The following is a 17,394-nucleotide window of genomic DNA, read 5'->3' as shown; positions in this document are numbered from 1 at the left end:
TTTCTATGATCTCAAAAATTCAATTTTTTATTCACTTTTCCAATTCGTTTTCCCAGTTGTATTTGCTATTTGTCATTTATTTCCCCCATTCTACTTTCTATTCTTCAAATCCCTTCAATTCCTCACTCTTCGAATCCCACTCTTCCATCATTTCCATCTCGTCACTATCTAATCTATCAAATTCCTCCTGAATTTCCATCAACTTTCCAACATCATTTTTTCGTCCAGCTTCTTCATAATCCTTATTCAATTCTTCCCGTTTTTTCGAGATTTTCTCCATTTTTTCTTCCAATTTTGCAATATCTCTTTTCAATTTTGAAATTTTTTTAGAAAGTTCCTTTTGCTCCTGATATGACAATTTTTGTTCTTCTTTGGTCTCAATGTCAGTTGCAGTCGGATTCGATTTATTATTTTTCAAACTTTCCTTGTAATCTTCGTAATTTCCTTTAAATTTCGTAAGACCATTTTCATCAAGATAATAAATTGTGTTACAAACTGTGTCTAAAAAGTGACGATTATGCGATACGACAAGCATTGTTCCGTCAAAATCTTCTAATGCGTCTTCCAAAACTTCAATTGAGTAAATATCCAGATGGTTTGTAGGCTCATCTAAAATTAGGAAATTCGCCCTTTGCATATACAATTTTAAGAATGAAACTCTAACTTTTTCTCCACCGCTCAATTTTTCTACTTTTTTCAAAACATCATCGCCTGAAAACAAGAAAGCTCCCGCAAGTGTTCGTAAATATTCTTCCGTCAAATTTAGAGAATTATTAATTTCCTGCAAAATATTGTTTGCTGGAGTTAAATCCATGTGATTTTGGTCGTAATAACCGACTTTTACACGAGAACCAAACTCAACTGTTCCTGAATCCTGCTTCAATTTATTTACCAAAATTTTTAACAAAGTTGATTTTCCAATCCCATTTTTTCCAATAATTCCGACTCTTTCGCCACGGAATAGCTGAAAACTCACATTATTCAATACTTTTTTGTTGTCGAAACTTTTTGAAATTCCATTCACTTTTAAAACATTGTCCCCAGTAATCGTATCTGTTTCAAATTTCAATTTCATTCTTTGCGGATTAAAAACAGGGTCGTCCATTCGCTCGATTCTATCTAGAATTTTTTGTCGCCCTTTTGCCTGTCTAGCCTTTATTCCAGCACGGAATCTGTCAATGTATTCTTCCATTTTCTTAATTTTTTCCTGCTCTTTTTCGTAACGCTTCATTTCCCCTTTTAAAATCATCTCTTTTTGAATGATAAATGCAGAAAAATTCCCATCATACTTATGCAATTTCTTATTCTCAATTTCAAAAATTTTGTTACAAACATTATCCAAGAAAATTCTATCATGTGAAACAAGCAAAAACGCCTTCGCATACCGTTTCAAATAATCTTCCAGCCACTCAATTGAAACCAAGTCCAAATGGTTTGTCGGCTCATCTAAAATTAATAAATCTGGCTCAGACAACAGCAATTTTGCAAGTGAAACCCTAGTTTGCTCTCCACCACTCAAATCTTTTAACACCAAATTGTAATATTCCTCAGTAAGCTCCAACCCAGTCAAAATCTGCTTTATCTTATACTCAATATCATATCCGCCCTTCGCCTCATAAAGCGACGACAACTCCGCAGACTTATTAATCAATTTTTCCAGCTCATCATTTTCAGCCGTTCCCAAAAGCAAATTAACCTTCTGAAGTTCATGCCAAATTTCCCTCTCTTCTGCAAAAACCGACATCATCTCTTCATAAATCGTATTTTTTTCATCTGAAAATTCATGATTTTGCGACAAATATCCAATTTTCATCGAAGCACTTTTCACAATATTCCCAACTTCATTCAAATTATCTTCCGCCCCATCAATTCGCTCTCTATCAAGCAACATCCGAATAATCGTCGATTTCCCAGCTCCATTCACCCCAACAAGCCCAATCTTATCCTTCTCCTCAATCGTAAAATTAATATCCTTCAATATATATTCCCCAGCAAACTGCTTATACACCCTATTAAATTGCACTAAACTCATCAAATTCCCTTCCTTTTCTTTATTTTTATCAAATTATTTTTTCTAAATATTTCATTTTTAAATTTATTCGTTAAATTATATCATTTTTGATATTTGTTTACAATGTTTGAGAAATTTTCAAAATATTTAAGTTTGACAAAAATATTAAACTGTGATATTATGATACCTATAAATTTTTAAAAAAGAAGGTGATTTTATGAACAAAAAGAAAATTAACACTATTGTTGGTTCAATTGGAGCATTTATTGGAGTTTTTGTGTTTATAACCTATATTCCTCAAATTATCGCTAATTTAGGAGGAGAAAAAGCTCAGCCTTGGCAACCGCTCACAGCTTCAATTTCTTGTCTAATTTGGGTTATTTACGGATGGACTAAAGAACCTAAAAAAGATTTCATCCTTATTGTTCCAAATTTAGCTGGTGTAATATTAGGATTTTTAACTTTTATTACAGCTTTATAAATTTTTATTTATAAAAAATGAAATTTACTATTAAATATTTTTATTATACTTTTATTTAAAAGCAAAAAGAGGTTTTATGCCTCTTTTTTTATTTTATCAGAAATTTATATTTATTTTTTCTAGTATATAAGCAAAAAATATGTTATTTTGGAAAGTTTTTCTAGTATAAGTTGAAAAACTTTTTAATTTAGGATATAATTTCTTGTATATATTAATATAGGTGGTAATAAAATGATAAAAAGAGAGCAATATTTAAAAGAAATTAGGAAATTTATGGATAAGCCGATAATAAAAGTTATTACTGGTATGCGTAGAAGCGGGAAATCTATGATTTTAAAATTAATATCTAAAGAACTTGAAGAAAAGGGAATTAATAAAGAAAATATTATTTTTATTAATTTTGAGTCTTTAATGTTCGCCGAATTTGCAAATTTTCAAAAATTATATAGCTATATTATTGAAAAATCAAAAAATTTAGCTGGTAAAATTTATATTTTACTCGATGAAATTCAAGAAGTTGCTTCTTGGGAAAAAGTAATAAATTCATTGCTAGTTGACTTAGATTGTGATATTTATATCACTGGTTCGAATGCTAATTTATTATCTTCGGAATTGGCTACCTACATTGCAGGAAGATATGTTGAAATAAAGGTTTTTCCTTTATCTTTTAAAGAATTTATAGATTTTTCCAAAATTCAAAATCCAGAAAAAATTTACAGCAATGAAGAATATTTTGAAAAATATTTGCAATTTGGAGGTTTACCTGCCATCCACAATTTTAATCAAGATAAAACTTCTATTTATCAATATTTGACTGATATTTATAATTCTGTCTTGCTAAAAGATGTTGTTGCGAGAAATAATATAAGGGATATTGAACTTTTAGAACGAATAATTTTATACATTTTTGACAATATTGGAAATATTTTTTCTGCAAAAAAAATTTCAGATTTTTTAAAAAGTCAAGGTAGAAAGTTAAGCGTTGAAACTGTTTACAATTATTTAAAGGCACTTGAAAATGCGTATATTATTTCAAAAGTTCAAAGATATGACATAAAAGGAAAATCCATTTTAGAAACACAAGAAAAATTTTATCTTCTTGACTTAGGTTTAAAACATTCTCAATTAGGCTACAAAGCAAACGACATCGCTGGTCATCTTGAAAACATCATCTATTTAGAACTATTAAGAAGAAAATACAATGTAAATATTGGAAAATTAAAAACAAAAGAAATTGATTTCATCGCACAAAAAGAAGATAAAAAATTATATATTCAAGCAACTTATCTTTTAGCCTCAGAAAATACCATTGAGAGAGAATTTTCTCCATTAAAAAACATTGAAGATAACTATCCCAAATATGTTCTTTCTATGGATAATTTAGGTGAATATAATATAAATGGAATTCAACGGAAAAAGATTATAGATTTTTTGCTGGATTTATGATTTTGGAATTATAGTAAAAATTTTTATCTTAAAATATTTTATTTTACTGACTTTTATAATATAATAATTTTATCCCAAAATTTTCATAATAAATAGATAAAAATAAAAGAGAACCAATCAAATCAGTTCTCTTTTTTCTATAACAAACAAAGCCATAGTTTTACCCTACTACTCTCAAAACTCTACAATTTCTCACAAATAAAAACGAAATATCTTCAATCATTATCTCAGATTTAGCAATAAAAATTCCAGACATTTTATCTATTTCTTTTAAAGTTATTTTCTTGTTATCAAATGTTTCAATTATCCCAAATTTTTCCGAATATGATTTCTCATGCTCAAAATGCACTAATATTTTATTCTCAAAGCATTTTTTCAAAACTTCTTCTATTCTCATTTTTACAATATTTGGAAAAAATTCCTCCAAATCTATATCTTCTGTTTCTATTACACAAACTCTATCACTAATCTCATCAATATCTGACATTTGTAATATTATAAATTTACTATCACCAAAAAATAAATCTTTTTCGCAAATTAAAATATAATTATCATCTTGAAAGATAATATCACCTAAAACATCATCTAAACCATAAACTTTTATTAATTTATTTTTTTTAATTTCGCTATCTTCTACAATAATATCTTTTATAACGTTTTTTCCTGCTTTTATAATTTTTACTCCATATTTTCTTATAACTTCTTCTTCTTTTTTATCATCTTCATCACAAAAATGAAATTTAAAAAATTCCTTTAAATTTTTTATCAAATATCCATTTTTACTCCAATCTCTATCATAGAAAATTTGTAATCTTATTTTATTTTCTATAAAATATTTAAACAAATTTTTAAAAAATTTATCTTTTTCTAAAATAATAGTCTTTCCTTCATTTAGTTCTCTTTCCTTCATTTCTTCTTTCATCAATTCTAAATACCACTTATTTCTTCCTAATCTTTTCAATTCTTCTTCTTTTAAAAATTTATAACCTTCGTATTTTCCATATGGATTAATTGATGTAAAAATATGAAAATCATTACTACTCCCAATATGATTTCCAACAGAAAATTTATCTCCTAAACGTGAATATTCAATCAACTCATCTTTCCCAATTTTTTCTAAAAATTTTTTCATAAAGTTTCCTCCTTAAAAAATCATCTTCCCATAATATTAACTTTCAATTCCCCCAACAATTTTTTATCACAAAAAACAGTCGAAATCAAAAGTTTTTCGTAAATAAATTCTTTTCTCCCAAAAAAATTATTTTTCTCCAAAGTAACATCCAAAAATTTCAAAAATCTTTTTTCAATTCCCAAAGCAAAAGCGTAAATATACATTTGCTGAAAATTTTCGATTAATTCATCTTCACTTGAAAAAGTGGGAACTTCTAATTTTTCAAAATTTAAAATGTATTTTCTGAATGATTCAATTTCATTCATGGCCAAAAGTCCATTTTCAGTATATCGCACGATTAATTTCTTGTAAATGAAAAATAAAATTACAAATATCAGTGGAATTAAAATATAAAATCTTAGTTCAAATATGAATGCAATATTTGGCAACATAAAACTATACAACGAAAATAAAAATACCAATGCAATAAAAATTTTTACTATTTTTGGGATATACTTAGAAAATATCGGTAAAAATGACATTCTTAGCCAAAGACTTTCCAAGAAAAAAACGATTATTGCAGCTAAAACTATAAGTCCAAAATTCCCTTCCCCACTTCCAAATTTTACATCTTTACTTGTCATTATAATTGAAGCTAAAATAACGCCAAAATAAAAAATATAAAACCCTGAATTTTTCTTGTAAATTATAAATTCTTCCAATTTTTCAGGCGACCAAAATGAACCTAAAAACTTTTTCTTCGTCCTTTTATAAATCTCAAACATTTTTTCAAAAAAAGGATCTAAAGATTTTTGATTATATGAACTACTCGAATAATTGCCGCTTGAACTACTCGATGAAGAACCCTTTAAAATTACATTTATCAAAAAAGCTACTAAAAAAGTTATTAACACTTGCAAGACTTCTCTAAAAATCTCTTTTCTTCTATCAATATTTTTTTCATCCATTTTCGGCAATTTCTCTCTATTCCCAGAACTTTGATAATCACTCAAAATCCCCTTTTCAGAATCCGCCAAGCTATCTAAAACCCATCGCTCTTCTGCAAAAAGCTCATCTTGTCTGTAATAATTACTTTTAGATTTTTCCAAATTTTTCTTATACAAAATATTCGTTTGAAAATCCATATTTTCAAAAAGTTTTTCTCGTCCCGCAATTATAAAATTTTTCTCCACCAAAGAAAATATCCCAATATGAAAATTTTTCTCCGTCCTCGAATTATTCAAAATTCCAACTCCCATTGCAGAAATACTTTTTGGAACTTTCAATTTTGGTAGCACATCTTTTTTGAAAAAATTTTTACCCCAAAATTTTACTGTCCAAAAGCAGTAAATCAGTAAAATTATAATCGCAATTATATAAATAATTGTTATTTCTCTCATAAAATCCTCCAATAATAATCAAAAAATTTCAAATGAAATTTCTTCATTATTCCTTCTCATTCTCAACTTCTTTCTCATCACTCCACTCATCTCTAGATTTACTAGAATTAAGAACATATCTAGATCCCGAAAACATTATTTTTGAGAACATACTTTTCATCTTTCCACTTTTTCTAGCGTACACAAATGTTTTTTCAAATGAATAAACTCTTGTCAATTCCAACAATGAAAATAATCTCAAGACAAATCCGATAACAAAAGCAAATCTTATAGTGTAAAATTGTTCTCCAAAAATATAAATTACGCCGTTATTGATAAATTTTCCTAAAATTCCACCAAATATTCCAGCTGCTATTGCTGAAAGCCCGGAAACCATCGCATAAGCTCCCACATAAGCATCAGCAGGTTCTCCAGAAACTTCCATCATCAAATTTAATAGACTTAGTGTTATTGCTGTAAATCCAATCGCATCAATTACCGCAGCTGCAAAAAGCATTGACATTTTGTTATCCTGAGTCATCGAAAAATATGTAAGGACATAATATGTTGTAAAAAATATTCCCATTCGTAACATCGTTTTATTCCCGTATTTATCAGAAAATTTTCCATACACCAAATAAAGTACGCTTGACAAAATTGCTGTTAAAACTCCCATTTGTGAAATAAACATTGTATTTACACCAAGTATTTTGATTCTATAGTATTCTGTCATTGGTTTCAAAAATTCCCATGTAAAAAGCCACACAGAAGCAAATCTTAAATAATCAACAAAATTCTTATTCTTAAAGGCTGTTTTTATACTCACTTTTTTAGCATCATCTCCTAAATCAGGAACATAATGAAGACACATAAATATTGCTGAACCTATTGCTGAAAGCGACATTGTTGTTGTCAAAAATAGCATTGCGAGTTTTCTGTTAGGCATTGATAAAACATATCCGTAAAACAAAGTATAAACTACAGTAGATAATGAAGAAAATAAATTACGCACTCCAAAATATTTTCCTCTTTCTTTTTTGTTAATAATCGTTGTCATTACCGCTGTCCACACATTATTCGAAAATGGTGAAACAATAGCATAAATGAACATTACCATAAAATATACTCCCTGTTTTCTCACATCAAAAAGAACAGCAAAAGGCATTACGCATATTACCAATCTTGAAAGGGTTGCTGCTATTACCATTGTCCTTTTTCTACTCCCGAGAATATTATTTACCTTACTTGTAAATATTTGCAATAGATATCCAGCCGTTGGTAAAGACGACACAATCGAGATAAAAAAAGAACTCATATTAAAATAAATCGCCAGACTTAACAGTACAAAGCTCTGCATTCCTACCGAATATCCATTAAAGAACATAACTTCTAATATCGCATATTTTTTTGTATTTTCTATCGAACGTTCTCTATCCATATTTCCCTCCAATTTCTCCTGTCGCCTCAATTGACAATCTAAAAAAATAGACAAAGATGACTAATTCAAAACTGAATAACCTCTTTGCCTAACTGCATATTTATTTTATAATTTAATTATTTATTACCACCAAATAATTTACCAATCATTCCAGTCAAATCATCCATTACATTTCCATCTTTATTCGCATCTAATAAATTTGTAATCATACTCATAATTCCACCTTCTCCAGCAAAATTCGCTGCAAGATTTGAAGTTAAATTACTAATTCCTTGTGCGTCTAAATTATTTTCTTTTTTCTGTTGTCCTAACGCTCCCAAAACTAATGGTGCTAAAGTTTCTAACATCTTCAAACTTCCTTGAGTATCCAAACCGCTCGACTGAGAAACTGCATTTGCCACATTTTGTGTATTTCCACCAAATAAATGGCTCAAAATTCCTGCTCCATCTTTTAAATCAGGGTTTTGTAAGTACCCTTCTACATTATTCAAAACTGAACCATCATGTTGCTCCAATGCATTATTCAATGTTTGTGCACCTTCTGGTGTATTTGAATTTTTATTTAAAGCTCCCAACAATGCTGGAAGTGCTGCCATTATCGCATTTTTAGTTTGACCATCAGTTCCACCAATTTGTTCTGCTAATTTTCCTAAATTTTGTCCTTGTAATAATCCCAATAGTGCTTCTAAATTCATAATTCCCTCCATTTTTTATTTTATATTTTTTGTGAAAGTGACCTATCTTCCACCTCTCTTGCCATGAATACTAGCTCTCCTGTTTTCTGAGTAATTTTTACACTATAAATCACTCCATTTGAATACAAAATCGAACTTTCTAAACCGTTATCATCCATTTTTGATAATACTTGTGCATAAATCTTTTTCGCTTCCTCATCTGACATCGCCGAATCCGAAACTTGTATCAAATTAACGACCATATTTTCAATAGTTGCCAAATTTTGACCTGTCACAACACCTACTTTTAAAAACATTCCACTTACATTCACACCTTGATAATCCAAAACATAATTAGAATTTGATCCTTCTCTTGAATTAATTTTTGAATAATAGTAATTTCTATTATCAAAATTCAATTTCTCAAATTTCCCAATAGCGATATTATTTTCCCTCGATTTTTTGTCAAAATTCTGTATTATTGTATCTATGGAGTTGTTAAAAAATAAACTTTTTTTTTGCTCTTCTTTTTTAGCTTCCATTTCTATTTTCTTCTGTTCTTCCATCTTTTTCTTTTGTTCATTACATGCTAATACAAGAAAAACTGATAAAAAACCTGTCAATAATATTTTTTTATTCTTCATTTTTCATCACCTTATATCTGAACCTTTTATAACTAAAGCTCAAGAGTCCTTTTATCATTTTTAGAATTTTATTACTTTTATTTATGCTAATTATACAAAAAAAAATACGATTTAGAAAAATATTACGATTATTTTTGTCTTATAATTAAATTTTAATTTTTTTATAAATTATATAAATCTTGTTAAATTCCACGGTATAACATTCCTTAACGATTTATAAAAAAAGTAGTATTTATCACTTATAAAAATTACCACATTCCTATTAATTCACGTATTCACGTAATTCCTTTCAATTTTATCTTTAAAAAAAAGAGCTATCAAAAATAAGTTTTACTTATCTTTAAATAGCCCTTTTATAAATTCAATGAATTATTTTTCTATTTTTGTATAAGGCATTAAAGCTATTTGTCTTGCTCTTTTAATAGCTTTAGCTATTTTTCTTTGAATTTTTGCATCTAATCCTGTAACTCTTGCAGGAGAGATTTTACCTTTATCATTCATGAAATTTTTTAATAAATCTACATTTTTGTAGTTAATATCTTCAACTTTAAATTTTACTTTTGGTCTTCTTTTTCTTCTTTTAAATTCTGTAGATGGTTTCGCTCTCATAGTCACCTCCTAATTTTTTTACCCTAAAATGGGAAATCTTCGTCTGAATCATCCGAATTACCATTATTTCCAGCAAATGGTTTATTATCTGAATGTTGCGATTGATTATCATGGTTGTGCGAATTATTGTAATTATTGTTATTGTTATTGTTATTGTTATTGTTATAATTACTACTATTGTAGTTATTATTAGAATTATTATGTGAATAGCTTCCTCCACCATTTGAAGGATTATTTGATCCTATAAAATCAAATTTTTCTACTATAACTTCAGCAATCCATTTATTCTCACCATTTTGTTCATAACTTCTAACACTTAATCTACCTTGTACACCTATTTGACTACCTTTTCTAAAATATTCAGCAATAGTCTCTCCAGTTTTCTCCCATGCAACACAGTTAATAAAATCTGCTTCATCTTTATTTCTTGACACGGCTAAAGTAAATCTAGTATTTCCTTTTCCAGTACTTGTATATTTTAATTCTGGATCCTTTGTCATTCTTCCAATTAAAACTATATTATTCATAATTTATTCCCCCTCATAATCACTTGAATTATTTTATAACCCCCATTATATTTAATCTAATTAGTCATTTTTTACTATCATATATTTCAAAATAGATTCTTCGATATTTAATCTAGCTTCAACTTCAGCTAATTTAATTCCATCAATTTGGAATGTAGTTAAAACATAGTATCCATTTTCTTTTTTCTTAATAGGGTAAGCTAATTTTCTTTCTCCCCAAACTTCTGTTTTAATTTCTGCAGCTTCTGATTTTACTAAAGTTTCTTCAACGAATTTAACTTTTGCTTGTTTTTCTTCATCAGTTAATTGCGTAGAAAGTATAAACATAATTTCGTAATTTTTCATTCTTTTCTCCTTTCCTTTGGCTTTTTAGCCCTACTTCTTACAATAGAGCAGGCTCGTCTTAGTATTATATCAAAAAAATTTAATTAAATCAAGAATATTTTTTATTCTTCAAAAAATGGTGGAACAACGAATCCGTCTCCTATAAAATCGTTTTCTTTATTTTCATCTCCCATTTCTGGAACTTCTTCTTTTTCAACACCATTTTCAGACTTTTTTTCAGTTTCAGCACCATTTTCCACTGTTGCTTTTTCCGCATTTTCAGACTTTTCAGGAGTAGTTCCTGTTTTATTAGTAGCTTCTTTGTGTGGTGTAAATACCATTCCTGAAGTCACTTTTTCTACATCTTTAACTTCTTTAAAATCTGTTGCTATTAACGAAACTTTTATTGTTCCTTCTAATTCAGGATCTAGGATAACTCCCCAAATTAATGTTGCTCCTGCGCTTCCAGTTTTTTTCGACACTGTTTCAGAAACTTCTCTTATTTCGTGTAATCCTATATCTTGTCCTGCTGTTATATTTAACAATACTTTTTGAGCACCTTCAATTGATTTTTCTAATAACGGACTGTTTAATGCTTGTTCTGTTGCAGTCTTAGCTTTTCCATCTCCGCTACCTTCTCCAAATCCAAGCATTGCTATTCCTGAATCTTGCATAATTGCTTTAACATCTGCAAAATCCAAATTTACAAATCCTTGTTTTGTAATTAAGTCAGAAATCCCTTTAATTCCAACTCTCAATACACTATTTGCTTCTTTGAAAGCTGTCATTAAAGTGATGCTAACATTTGGCAATTCAAATAATTTATCATTTGGTATTGCTATTAATGTATCCACTTGTTCTTTTAAATTTTCTATTCCTGCATCTGCGTTATTCTTTTTTAATGCTCCTTCAAACTCAAATGGTTTTGTTACCACAGCTACTGTTAAAATTCCCATAGATTTAGCTATTTCAGCAACAATTGGAGAGGCTCCAGTTCCTGTTCCTCCACCCATTCCGGCAGTTATAAATAGCATGTCTGTTCCTTCTAATACTTCTTTTATTTTTTCTTCAGACTCTTTTGCTGCAATTCTCCCTTTTTCAGGATCAGCACCAGCTCCCATTCCTTTTCCCAAAAGAACTTTTTTCCCTGCTACCGATCTGTCTAAATCTTGCTGATCAGTGTTTATAGCTATAAATTCTACATCATTTATTTCACTTTGAATCATATCGTTTATCGCATTTCCTCCAGCTCCACCTACTCCTACGACTTTTAGTTTTGCTGCATTGCTAGAATTCTCCATCTTAATCATTTAGCCACTTAAAATATATTTACCTAATTCTATATGTCTTACTGAGATTCAGTTTACTTTTATTTGATTATTTGTAGACATTTATAGTCACAAAATATAATCATTGATATATTTTTTTAAAGTAGCTTCTCCTTTCTCTTAAATTATCTATATTTTTATTGTCTTGTAGTTATGTCTTTATATCTTAGCTCCACCGTTTTAAAATCCGTATGTTGCGCTTTTAATTTTTTGTACAGTCTATACATCTGATTGTACTTTTCCTCATCTACAAACGTGTCTACATAAACTCTAGTATTATCTGTCAAAATTAATTGATAACTTTTGTCAGCTAATCTTATTTCAGATATTAAAGCATATAAGTCTTTATTTTTTATTTTTGAAATAATTGTTTTGAATCCGTTCATAGTTGCACTATCAGAATATATTATTACTGGTATATTTTTTTGAGGTGTTTCAGAAATATCTCCATATAAATTCAAATTTGCATCTGCTAAAAATATATCGGATCCCTTTTTTACGTAAACATAAGGCTGTCTTTCATCTAGCTGTATCTCAATCTTATTCGGATATATTTTTTTTATAGAAATATTACTAACCCTCGCATCACTTTTTATCAAATCTTGTATTTTATTAGTATCCAAATAGATAATATTTTTACCCTTCATATCTTCTAAATGGCTTTTTATATCCTGTCTAAGCAATTCGGTATTCCCTTTTATGTCAACTTTTTCTATCTTAAAATAATCAGTATTCAAAAAAGTAACTGTTGAAAAAATACCTATTGCTAAAACTACTAATAAAACTAATGTTTGGTATACTCTTCTCATATTCAAACTCCACTCGTTAGTATTATACACTTTTTTTTACTATTATTCAATTTTTTTTATAAAACTTTTCATTCAAAATTAATATTTTTTAATATTTCCCTTTTATTTTTCCAATATAATAATTTCTGTTTCCAATTGTATCCCAAATTTTTCTAATACAACTTCTTTTACATGTTGAATAACACCTATTACATCAGAAAATTTTGCATTTCCTAAATTTGTAACGAAATTAGGGTGTTTTGGTGACACCATTGCATCTCCAACTCTGTATCCTTTCAATCCAGCGTCAGAAATTAATTTTGCTGCAAATGTTCCTTCTGGATTTTTAAATGTACTTCCTAAATTTGGTAAATCTAAAGGATGTTTGAAGGCCCTTTGATCTCTTTTATCTTGAGATGCTGCTTTATCAAATCCTCTTCCAAATTTAAATAACGCTGAAACTACAATCCAGTGATTTATTTTAATTTCAGTAGTTCTATACTCAAATTTCAAATCTGATGTTTTCAAAGTTACTATTTCTCCATCATTTTTACAAACTTCTACTTCTTCAATACAGTCAAAGATTTCTGTCCCGTAAGCTCCACCATTCATATTAACAAGTCCACCAACAGATCCAGGAATTCCTGTAATATTTTCCAATCCAGAATAGTCATTTTCTTCCATAAATTTTATCAAATCGTCTAAATCTAGTCCCGCTTCTACTCTTACCAAATCATAATCATCATGTTTTTCCACAACTTCAATTTTTTGTAATTTTTTCAATGAAACAAAACTTATATTTAAATGACCATTATTTATCAAAGTATTTGTTCCATTTCCTAAAAGAAACACTCTTTTTCTAGTTTGTAATACTTCTTTTAACTCATTTTTATCTTCTATAAAAATCAATTCATCGGCAGTTCCTCCGACTTTCATATTTGAATATTCTTTCATCTCAACATTTTTTAATACTTCCATTTGAACACTCCTATTTATTTTTATTTTCGTTCGCATTTAATTTATCAACAATATTATGAGCAACTTTAGAAACGCTTCCAGCTCCCATAAACACAAATGTATTTCCACTATTTTTACTTTCTTCCACTATTTTTTCAATTTCTTCTTCTGTCGTAACTTTTACATGATTTCCTATTTTTTCTGCTAAATCTTCAGATGAAATTCCATAAATGTTATCTTCACTCGCTGCATAAATTGGTAACAACATCAAGTCATCCGCTTTTTTCAAGGCTTCCACAAATCCATCCAAGAAGAATTTTGTTCTTGTATATCTATGTGGTTGAAATATAACTGTAACTTTTCCTTTTTCTGTAGATTTTGCAGCTTCAATTGTTACACTGACTTCAGTCGGATGATGTGCATAGTCATCAATTATTCTCAAATTATTATCGTATATAACTTGGTATCTTCTATTTGCACCTTTAAATTCTTCAATTTTTTCTTTAACTTTATTCATATCACATTTAAATTCATGAGCCAAATAAATCACAGGCAATGAATTAAGAATATTATGTTTTCCAGGAATTGTCAATGTAAATCTTCCTAAGCTTTCTCCATTTTTTACAACTTCATATGAAGTTTTCCCATCTTTTATTTCTACATCTTTCGCATAAATTTGAGCATCTTCTGATTCCAAACTGTACCAAGCTACATTTTTATTCGTAAATTTCAAATGTTCTTTTTCTACAGTATCTTTACACAAAAGAACCAATCTTTCTGTACTATCAATAAATTGCTCAAATGATTTTTTAATATTTTCAAAAGTACCGTGATGTTCTAAGTGATCAGGCTCAACATTTGTTACTACCGCATATTTAGGTTTTATGAACAAGAATGAGTTATCACTTTCATCAGCTTCTGCTACGAAATATTCTGAATTTCCAATTTTACTATTACTGTGAATTTCAGGAATTATCCCTCCAACTACGATAAATGGCTCTTTTTCTAATAAAGCAACACTCATCATTGAACTTGTTGTTGTTTTTCCGTGAGTTCCAGCTACTGCGATTCCATCAAATCTATTCATTATTTCAGCAAGTAACTGTCCTCTTTTTATCATTGTAATATTATTTTCAACTGCATATTTGTACTCTGGATTAGTTTTTCTAATTGCTGTCGAATATACGAATACATCAATATCTTTCCCTTTCATATTTTCTTCCACTTGACCAATGTACACTTTAACACCCATTGCTTCTAATTCATCTGTTATAGGTTTTCTATCAATATCTGATCCGTAAACTTCATACCCATCTTTTGCAAGTATTTTTGCAAGTCCACTCATTCCAATCCCATTTATTCCACTAAAATAAATACTTTTTATTTCTGCTAACATCTTTCCTCCACTTCCCTTATATTTCCATCTCTTTTAATATTATATTTGCTGCATTTCCTTTTTTCAATGTTTTTGCGTTACTGCTCATAAAACCCAATATGCTATCTTGTTTTACAAGTTCCAATGCTTCTTCTAATGCTTTATCCACTTCTTCATTTGAAAATATTTTCGCCGCATCAGCATATTCTAAAACATCTGCATTTTCCTTTTGTCCAACAAAATCATATGGTATCAATATTGCTGGTTTTTCCAACTCAATCAATTCAGAAATCGTTGAAGCTCCAGCACGACAAATTACTAAATCTACAGCTGCCATAAGATCAGCCGCATTATCAAAATACGGTTTTACTACTGTACTTCCAAAATTTCTCATTCTATATGTCGCTTGTTCAAAATTATCTTTCCCAGTCGCCCAGAACAATCTAATATCTTTATCATTTACAATTTTATCCCATTTTTTTGAAATAGCCTCATTTATATTTTTGGCTCCTAAACTTCCACCAATTACCAAAATCCCTTTTTCATTATCTTTTATATCTAATTTTTTTCTCTCTTCATTTTTATTTTTCGTATAAAATTCTTCCCTCAATGGATTTCCAGTCACCACAAATTTACTTCTATATTTTTCTGGTATATTTGGCAATGTATTTTCAAAAGCAATAAAAACTTTTTTTGCCATTTTGTAAAAATATTTATTTGCTTGACCCATTGTACAGTTTTGCTCCTGCAAATAATACGGTATTTTTAGCACAATCGCTGCCAATAACACCGGTATTGTTATATAATTTCCAAATCCGATTATTTCAGTCGGTTTTTCTTTTTTTAATAATTTTATTGTTTGAAATGTTGCTTTTATCATTTTTATTAAAGAAGATGGTGATTTCAACGGAAACACATCTAATCCAATAAATCTAAAATTTTCTTTTGGAACCAAATCTTTTTCCATTCTATGTTTAGTCCCTATAAACAACACTTCTCCACCTTTTTCTCTAACTTTTTTCGCTATAGACAAAGCTGGATAAATATGACCTCCAGTCCCTCCTGTTGTAAAAACTACTTTTTTCATCTAAATATTCTCCATTCAATTTATTTTTTACATCTCATATTCAAACTCTTCAATTGTCTCTTCTTCTTGTTCATATATTGATTTTATTATATTATAAACAATTCCCAAAGAAATCATCAATGCAATCGTTGTACTTCCTCCGTAACTCATAAGAGGTAAAGGAATTCCTGTTGACGGTACCAATCCACTTACAACTCCAATATTTCCTATTATTTGTGTTGAAATCATTACTAATATCCCTGTTAAAATATATTTTGCAAAAAAATCTCTTGCTTTACCGATTGTTATAATAATAACTATAACCAAAGCTAGATACAATGCTATTAAAAGTAATACTCCAATAAATCCCATTTCTTCAGAGTACCCTGAAAAAATATAATCTGTATGAATTTCTGGTAAGAAATAATATTTCTGAATACTACCCCCATAGCCTCTTCCAAGAAATTTTCCACTTCCGATCGCTATCAATGATTGTTTTGTTTGATAAGGTGGTTCTGACTTCAATGTTATATTAGCAATGAAATCTTGAATTCTTTTAGAACGATACCCAGCCTGTATAGCTACATCAAATGCTCCAAAAAAACCTACACCAGTAATCACTGAAAACCATCCTAAATTAAATCCTGAAACAAATAATAATACAAATCCTAAAATTAGTATTTGGAACATTGAACTAAACGATTTTTCAAAAAGTATTAGTATTAAATACAGTCCGGTATATAATCCTACTCCTTTTAATAATGATATATCTCGCATTTTTTTTAATTTTATTTTATTTCTATATTTTTTTTTACTTGATTTTGAAATCCTATCAATACACCCAGCCAAAGCTAAAATCAAAAATATTTTTGCAAATTCTGACGGTTGAACACGTATTGGACCTAATTGAAACCATCTTTTCGCACCATTTACACTTTGTCCAATAACTAGTACAGCACTCAGTAATATCGCTCCAATAGAATACAATCCATTGCTAAACCATTTTTTTCTATATTTCCTATAATCTATTTTAGAAACACCAAAAAATACTATTATCCCTAATCCAAACCACATTCCTTGCAGATTTACAAAATGTAACGCATTTTTCCCATTACTATCTGAAAGTGATCTTGGAGAACTTAAACTAGCTAACGTAATAATACTTAATGCCATAAGCAATAAAATCACTATAATGAAAACTGTTCCTAAATCTTTCCTATTTTTTTTCAACTTTAT

General features: G+C 28.8%; 17 protein-coding genes. 2 read left to right on the top strand and 15 right to left on the bottom strand.

Translation table 11 applies throughout. The features are described 5' to 3' along the window. Positions 1 to 97: 97 nt before the first annotated feature. Positions 98 to 2,032, bottom strand: a complete 1,935-nt coding sequence (locus J4863_RS00300) for an ABC-F family ATP-binding cassette domain-containing protein (protein WP_211618475.1) — start codon at positions 2,030 to 2,032, stop codon at positions 98 to 100. Positions 2,033 to 2,228: 196 nt separating this feature from the next. On the opposite strand from J4863_RS00300, the gene J4863_RS00295 reads away from it, so the two are divergent. Both J4863_RS00295 and J4863_RS00290 read left to right on the top strand, forming a co-directional pair. Next, positions 2,229 to 2,492, top strand: coding sequence for a SemiSWEET family transporter (locus J4863_RS00295; RefSeq protein ID WP_007070517.1), 264 nt, complete (start codon positions 2,229 to 2,231; stop codon positions 2,490 to 2,492). A 231-nt stretch (positions 2,493 to 2,723) separates the two neighbouring features. Next, positions 2,724 to 3,938: an ATP-binding protein gene (locus J4863_RS00290; protein ID WP_211618474.1), complete on the top strand. Its 1,215-nt coding sequence runs from the start codon at positions 2,724 to 2,726 to the stop codon at positions 3,936 to 3,938. 160 nt (positions 3,939 to 4,098) lie between these two features. Here the strand turns inward: J4863_RS00290 and J4863_RS00285 are convergent, their stop codons facing one another. The 14 genes from J4863_RS00285 to J4863_RS00220 form a co-directional block, all read right to left on the bottom strand. Then, entirely contained in the window at positions 4,099 to 5,070 is a 972-nt protein-coding gene (locus tag J4863_RS00285) for a transposase (RefSeq protein WP_211618473.1), read from the bottom strand. 20 nt (positions 5,071 to 5,090) lie between these two features. Then, complete coding sequence (locus tag J4863_RS00280) at positions 5,091 to 6,449, bottom strand: DUF2207 domain-containing protein (RefSeq protein WP_211618472.1); 1,359 nt, start codon at positions 6,447 to 6,449, stop codon at positions 5,091 to 5,093. Positions 6,450 to 6,495: 46 nt separating this feature from the next. Further along, the gene (locus tag J4863_RS00275) at positions 6,496 to 7,866 is read right to left on the bottom strand and encodes an MFS transporter (RefSeq protein ID WP_211618471.1); all 1,371 of its coding nucleotides are present in this window, start codon (positions 7,864 to 7,866) and stop codon (positions 6,496 to 6,498) included. Between the two features lie 116 nt (positions 7,867 to 7,982). Then, positions 7,983 to 8,561 (bottom strand): DUF937 domain-containing protein, encoded by a 579-nt coding sequence (locus J4863_RS00270; protein ID WP_211618470.1) that lies wholly within the window; start codon positions 8,559 to 8,561, stop codon positions 7,983 to 7,985. A 20-nt stretch (positions 8,562 to 8,581) separates the two neighbouring features. Then, positions 8,582 to 9,184, bottom strand: a complete 603-nt coding sequence (locus J4863_RS00265) for a lipoprotein (protein ID WP_211618469.1) — start codon at positions 9,182 to 9,184, stop codon at positions 8,582 to 8,584. Between the two features lie 369 nt (positions 9,185 to 9,553). After that, positions 9,554 to 9,793: a 30S ribosomal protein S18 gene (gene rpsR / locus J4863_RS00260; RefSeq protein WP_211618468.1), complete on the bottom strand. Its 240-nt coding sequence runs from the start codon at positions 9,791 to 9,793 to the stop codon at positions 9,554 to 9,556. A gap of 23 nt (positions 9,794 to 9,816) precedes the next feature. Next, entirely contained in the window at positions 9,817 to 10,320 is a 504-nt protein-coding gene (locus J4863_RS00255; RefSeq protein ID WP_211618467.1) for a single-stranded DNA-binding protein, read from the bottom strand. A 60-nt stretch (positions 10,321 to 10,380) separates the two neighbouring features. Next, complete coding sequence (gene rpsF, locus J4863_RS00250) at positions 10,381 to 10,665, bottom strand: 30S ribosomal protein S6 (protein WP_211618466.1); 285 nt, start codon at positions 10,663 to 10,665, stop codon at positions 10,381 to 10,383. 101 nt (positions 10,666 to 10,766) lie between these two features. Then, entirely contained in the window at positions 10,767 to 11,945 is a 1,179-nt protein-coding gene (ftsZ, locus tag J4863_RS00245) for a cell division protein FtsZ (RefSeq protein ID WP_211619260.1), read from the bottom strand. Positions 11,946 to 12,109: 164 nt separating this feature from the next. Next, positions 12,110 to 12,781 carry a cell division protein FtsQ/DivIB gene (locus tag J4863_RS00240; RefSeq protein ID WP_211618465.1) on the bottom strand — a complete coding sequence of 224 codons (672 nt, stop codon included), beginning with the start codon at positions 12,779 to 12,781 and terminating at the stop codon, positions 12,110 to 12,112. 102 nt (positions 12,782 to 12,883) lie between these two features. After that, entirely contained in the window at positions 12,884 to 13,738 is an 855-nt protein-coding gene (gene murB, locus J4863_RS00235; RefSeq protein WP_249111530.1) for a UDP-N-acetylmuramate dehydrogenase, read from the bottom strand. A gap of 10 nt (positions 13,739 to 13,748) precedes the next feature. Further along, positions 13,749 to 15,113: a UDP-N-acetylmuramate--L-alanine ligase gene (murC, locus tag J4863_RS00230; protein WP_211618463.1), complete on the bottom strand. Its 1,365-nt coding sequence runs from the start codon at positions 15,111 to 15,113 to the stop codon at positions 13,749 to 13,751. Positions 15,114 to 15,129: 16 nt separating this feature from the next. After that, positions 15,130 to 16,179 carry an undecaprenyldiphospho-muramoylpentapeptide beta-N-acetylglucosaminyltransferase gene (gene murG, locus J4863_RS00225; RefSeq protein ID WP_211618462.1) on the bottom strand — a complete coding sequence of 350 codons (1,050 nt, stop codon included), beginning with the start codon at positions 16,177 to 16,179 and terminating at the stop codon, positions 15,130 to 15,132. A 27-nt stretch (positions 16,180 to 16,206) separates the two neighbouring features. After that, a complete protein-coding gene (locus tag J4863_RS00220; protein WP_249111529.1) occupies positions 16,207 to 17,388 on the bottom strand; it encodes an FtsW/RodA/SpoVE family cell cycle protein in 1,182 nt (393 codons plus the stop codon). Between the last annotated feature and the right edge of the window lie 6 nt (positions 17,389 to 17,394).

Source organism: Leptotrichia sp. oral taxon 221 (genome assembly GCF_018128245.1).
Taxonomy (GTDB): domain Bacteria; phylum Fusobacteriota; class Fusobacteriia; order Fusobacteriales; family Leptotrichiaceae; genus JABCPH02.
The sequence above is the reverse complement of the archived record's forward strand: the minus strand, read 5'-3'. Positions and strand labels throughout refer to the sequence as shown.

Bases quoted from the DNA above. Each gene is read 5' to 3' on its own strand.
- J4863_RS00275 (WP_211618471.1), bottom strand. From the start codon at position 7,866: ATGGATAGAGAACGTTCGATAGAAAATACAAAAAAATATGCGATATTA.
- J4863_RS00270 (WP_211618470.1), bottom strand. From the start codon at position 8,561: ATGAATTTAGAAGCACTATTGGGATTATTACAAGGACAAAATTTAGGA.
- J4863_RS00240 (WP_211618465.1), bottom strand. From the start codon at position 12,781: ATGAGAAGAGTATACCAAACATTAGTTTTATTAGTAGTTTTAGCAATA.
- murB (WP_249111530.1), bottom strand. From the start codon at position 13,738: ATGGAAGTATTAAAAAATGTTGAGATGAAAGAATATTCAAATATGAAA.
- murG (WP_211618462.1), bottom strand. From the start codon at position 16,179: ATGAAAAAAGTAGTTTTTACAACAGGAGGGACTGGAGGTCATATTTAT.
- J4863_RS00300 (WP_211618475.1), bottom strand. From the start codon at position 2,032: ATGAGTTTAGTGCAATTTAATAGGGTGTATAAGCAGTTTGCTGGGGAA.
- J4863_RS00290 (WP_211618474.1), top strand. From the start codon at position 2,724: ATGATAAAAAGAGAGCAATATTTAAAAGAAATTAGGAAATTTATGGAT.
- rpsR (WP_211618468.1), bottom strand. From the start codon at position 9,793: ATGAGAGCGAAACCATCTACAGAATTTAAAAGAAGAAAAAGAAGACCA.
- murC (WP_211618463.1), bottom strand. From the start codon at position 15,113: ATGTTAGCAGAAATAAAAAGTATTTATTTTAGTGGAATAAATGGGATT.
- J4863_RS00295 (WP_007070517.1), top strand. From the start codon at position 2,229: ATGAACAAAAAGAAAATTAACACTATTGTTGGTTCAATTGGAGCATTT.
- J4863_RS00265 (WP_211618469.1), bottom strand. From the start codon at position 9,184: ATGAAGAATAAAAAAATATTATTGACAGGTTTTTTATCAGTTTTTCTT.
- J4863_RS00285 (WP_211618473.1), bottom strand. From the start codon at position 5,070: ATGAAAAAATTTTTAGAAAAAATTGGGAAAGATGAGTTGATTGAATAT.
- J4863_RS00255 (WP_211618467.1), bottom strand. From the start codon at position 10,320: ATGAATAATATAGTTTTAATTGGAAGAATGACAAAGGATCCAGAATTA.
- J4863_RS00280 (WP_211618472.1), bottom strand. From the start codon at position 6,449: ATGAGAGAAATAACAATTATTTATATAATTGCGATTATAATTTTACTG.
- ftsZ (WP_211619260.1), bottom strand. From the start codon at position 11,945: ATGGAGAATTCTAGCAATGCAGCAAAACTAAAAGTCGTAGGAGTAGGT.
- rpsF (WP_211618466.1), bottom strand. From the start codon at position 10,665: ATGAAAAATTACGAAATTATGTTTATACTTTCTACGCAATTAACTGAT.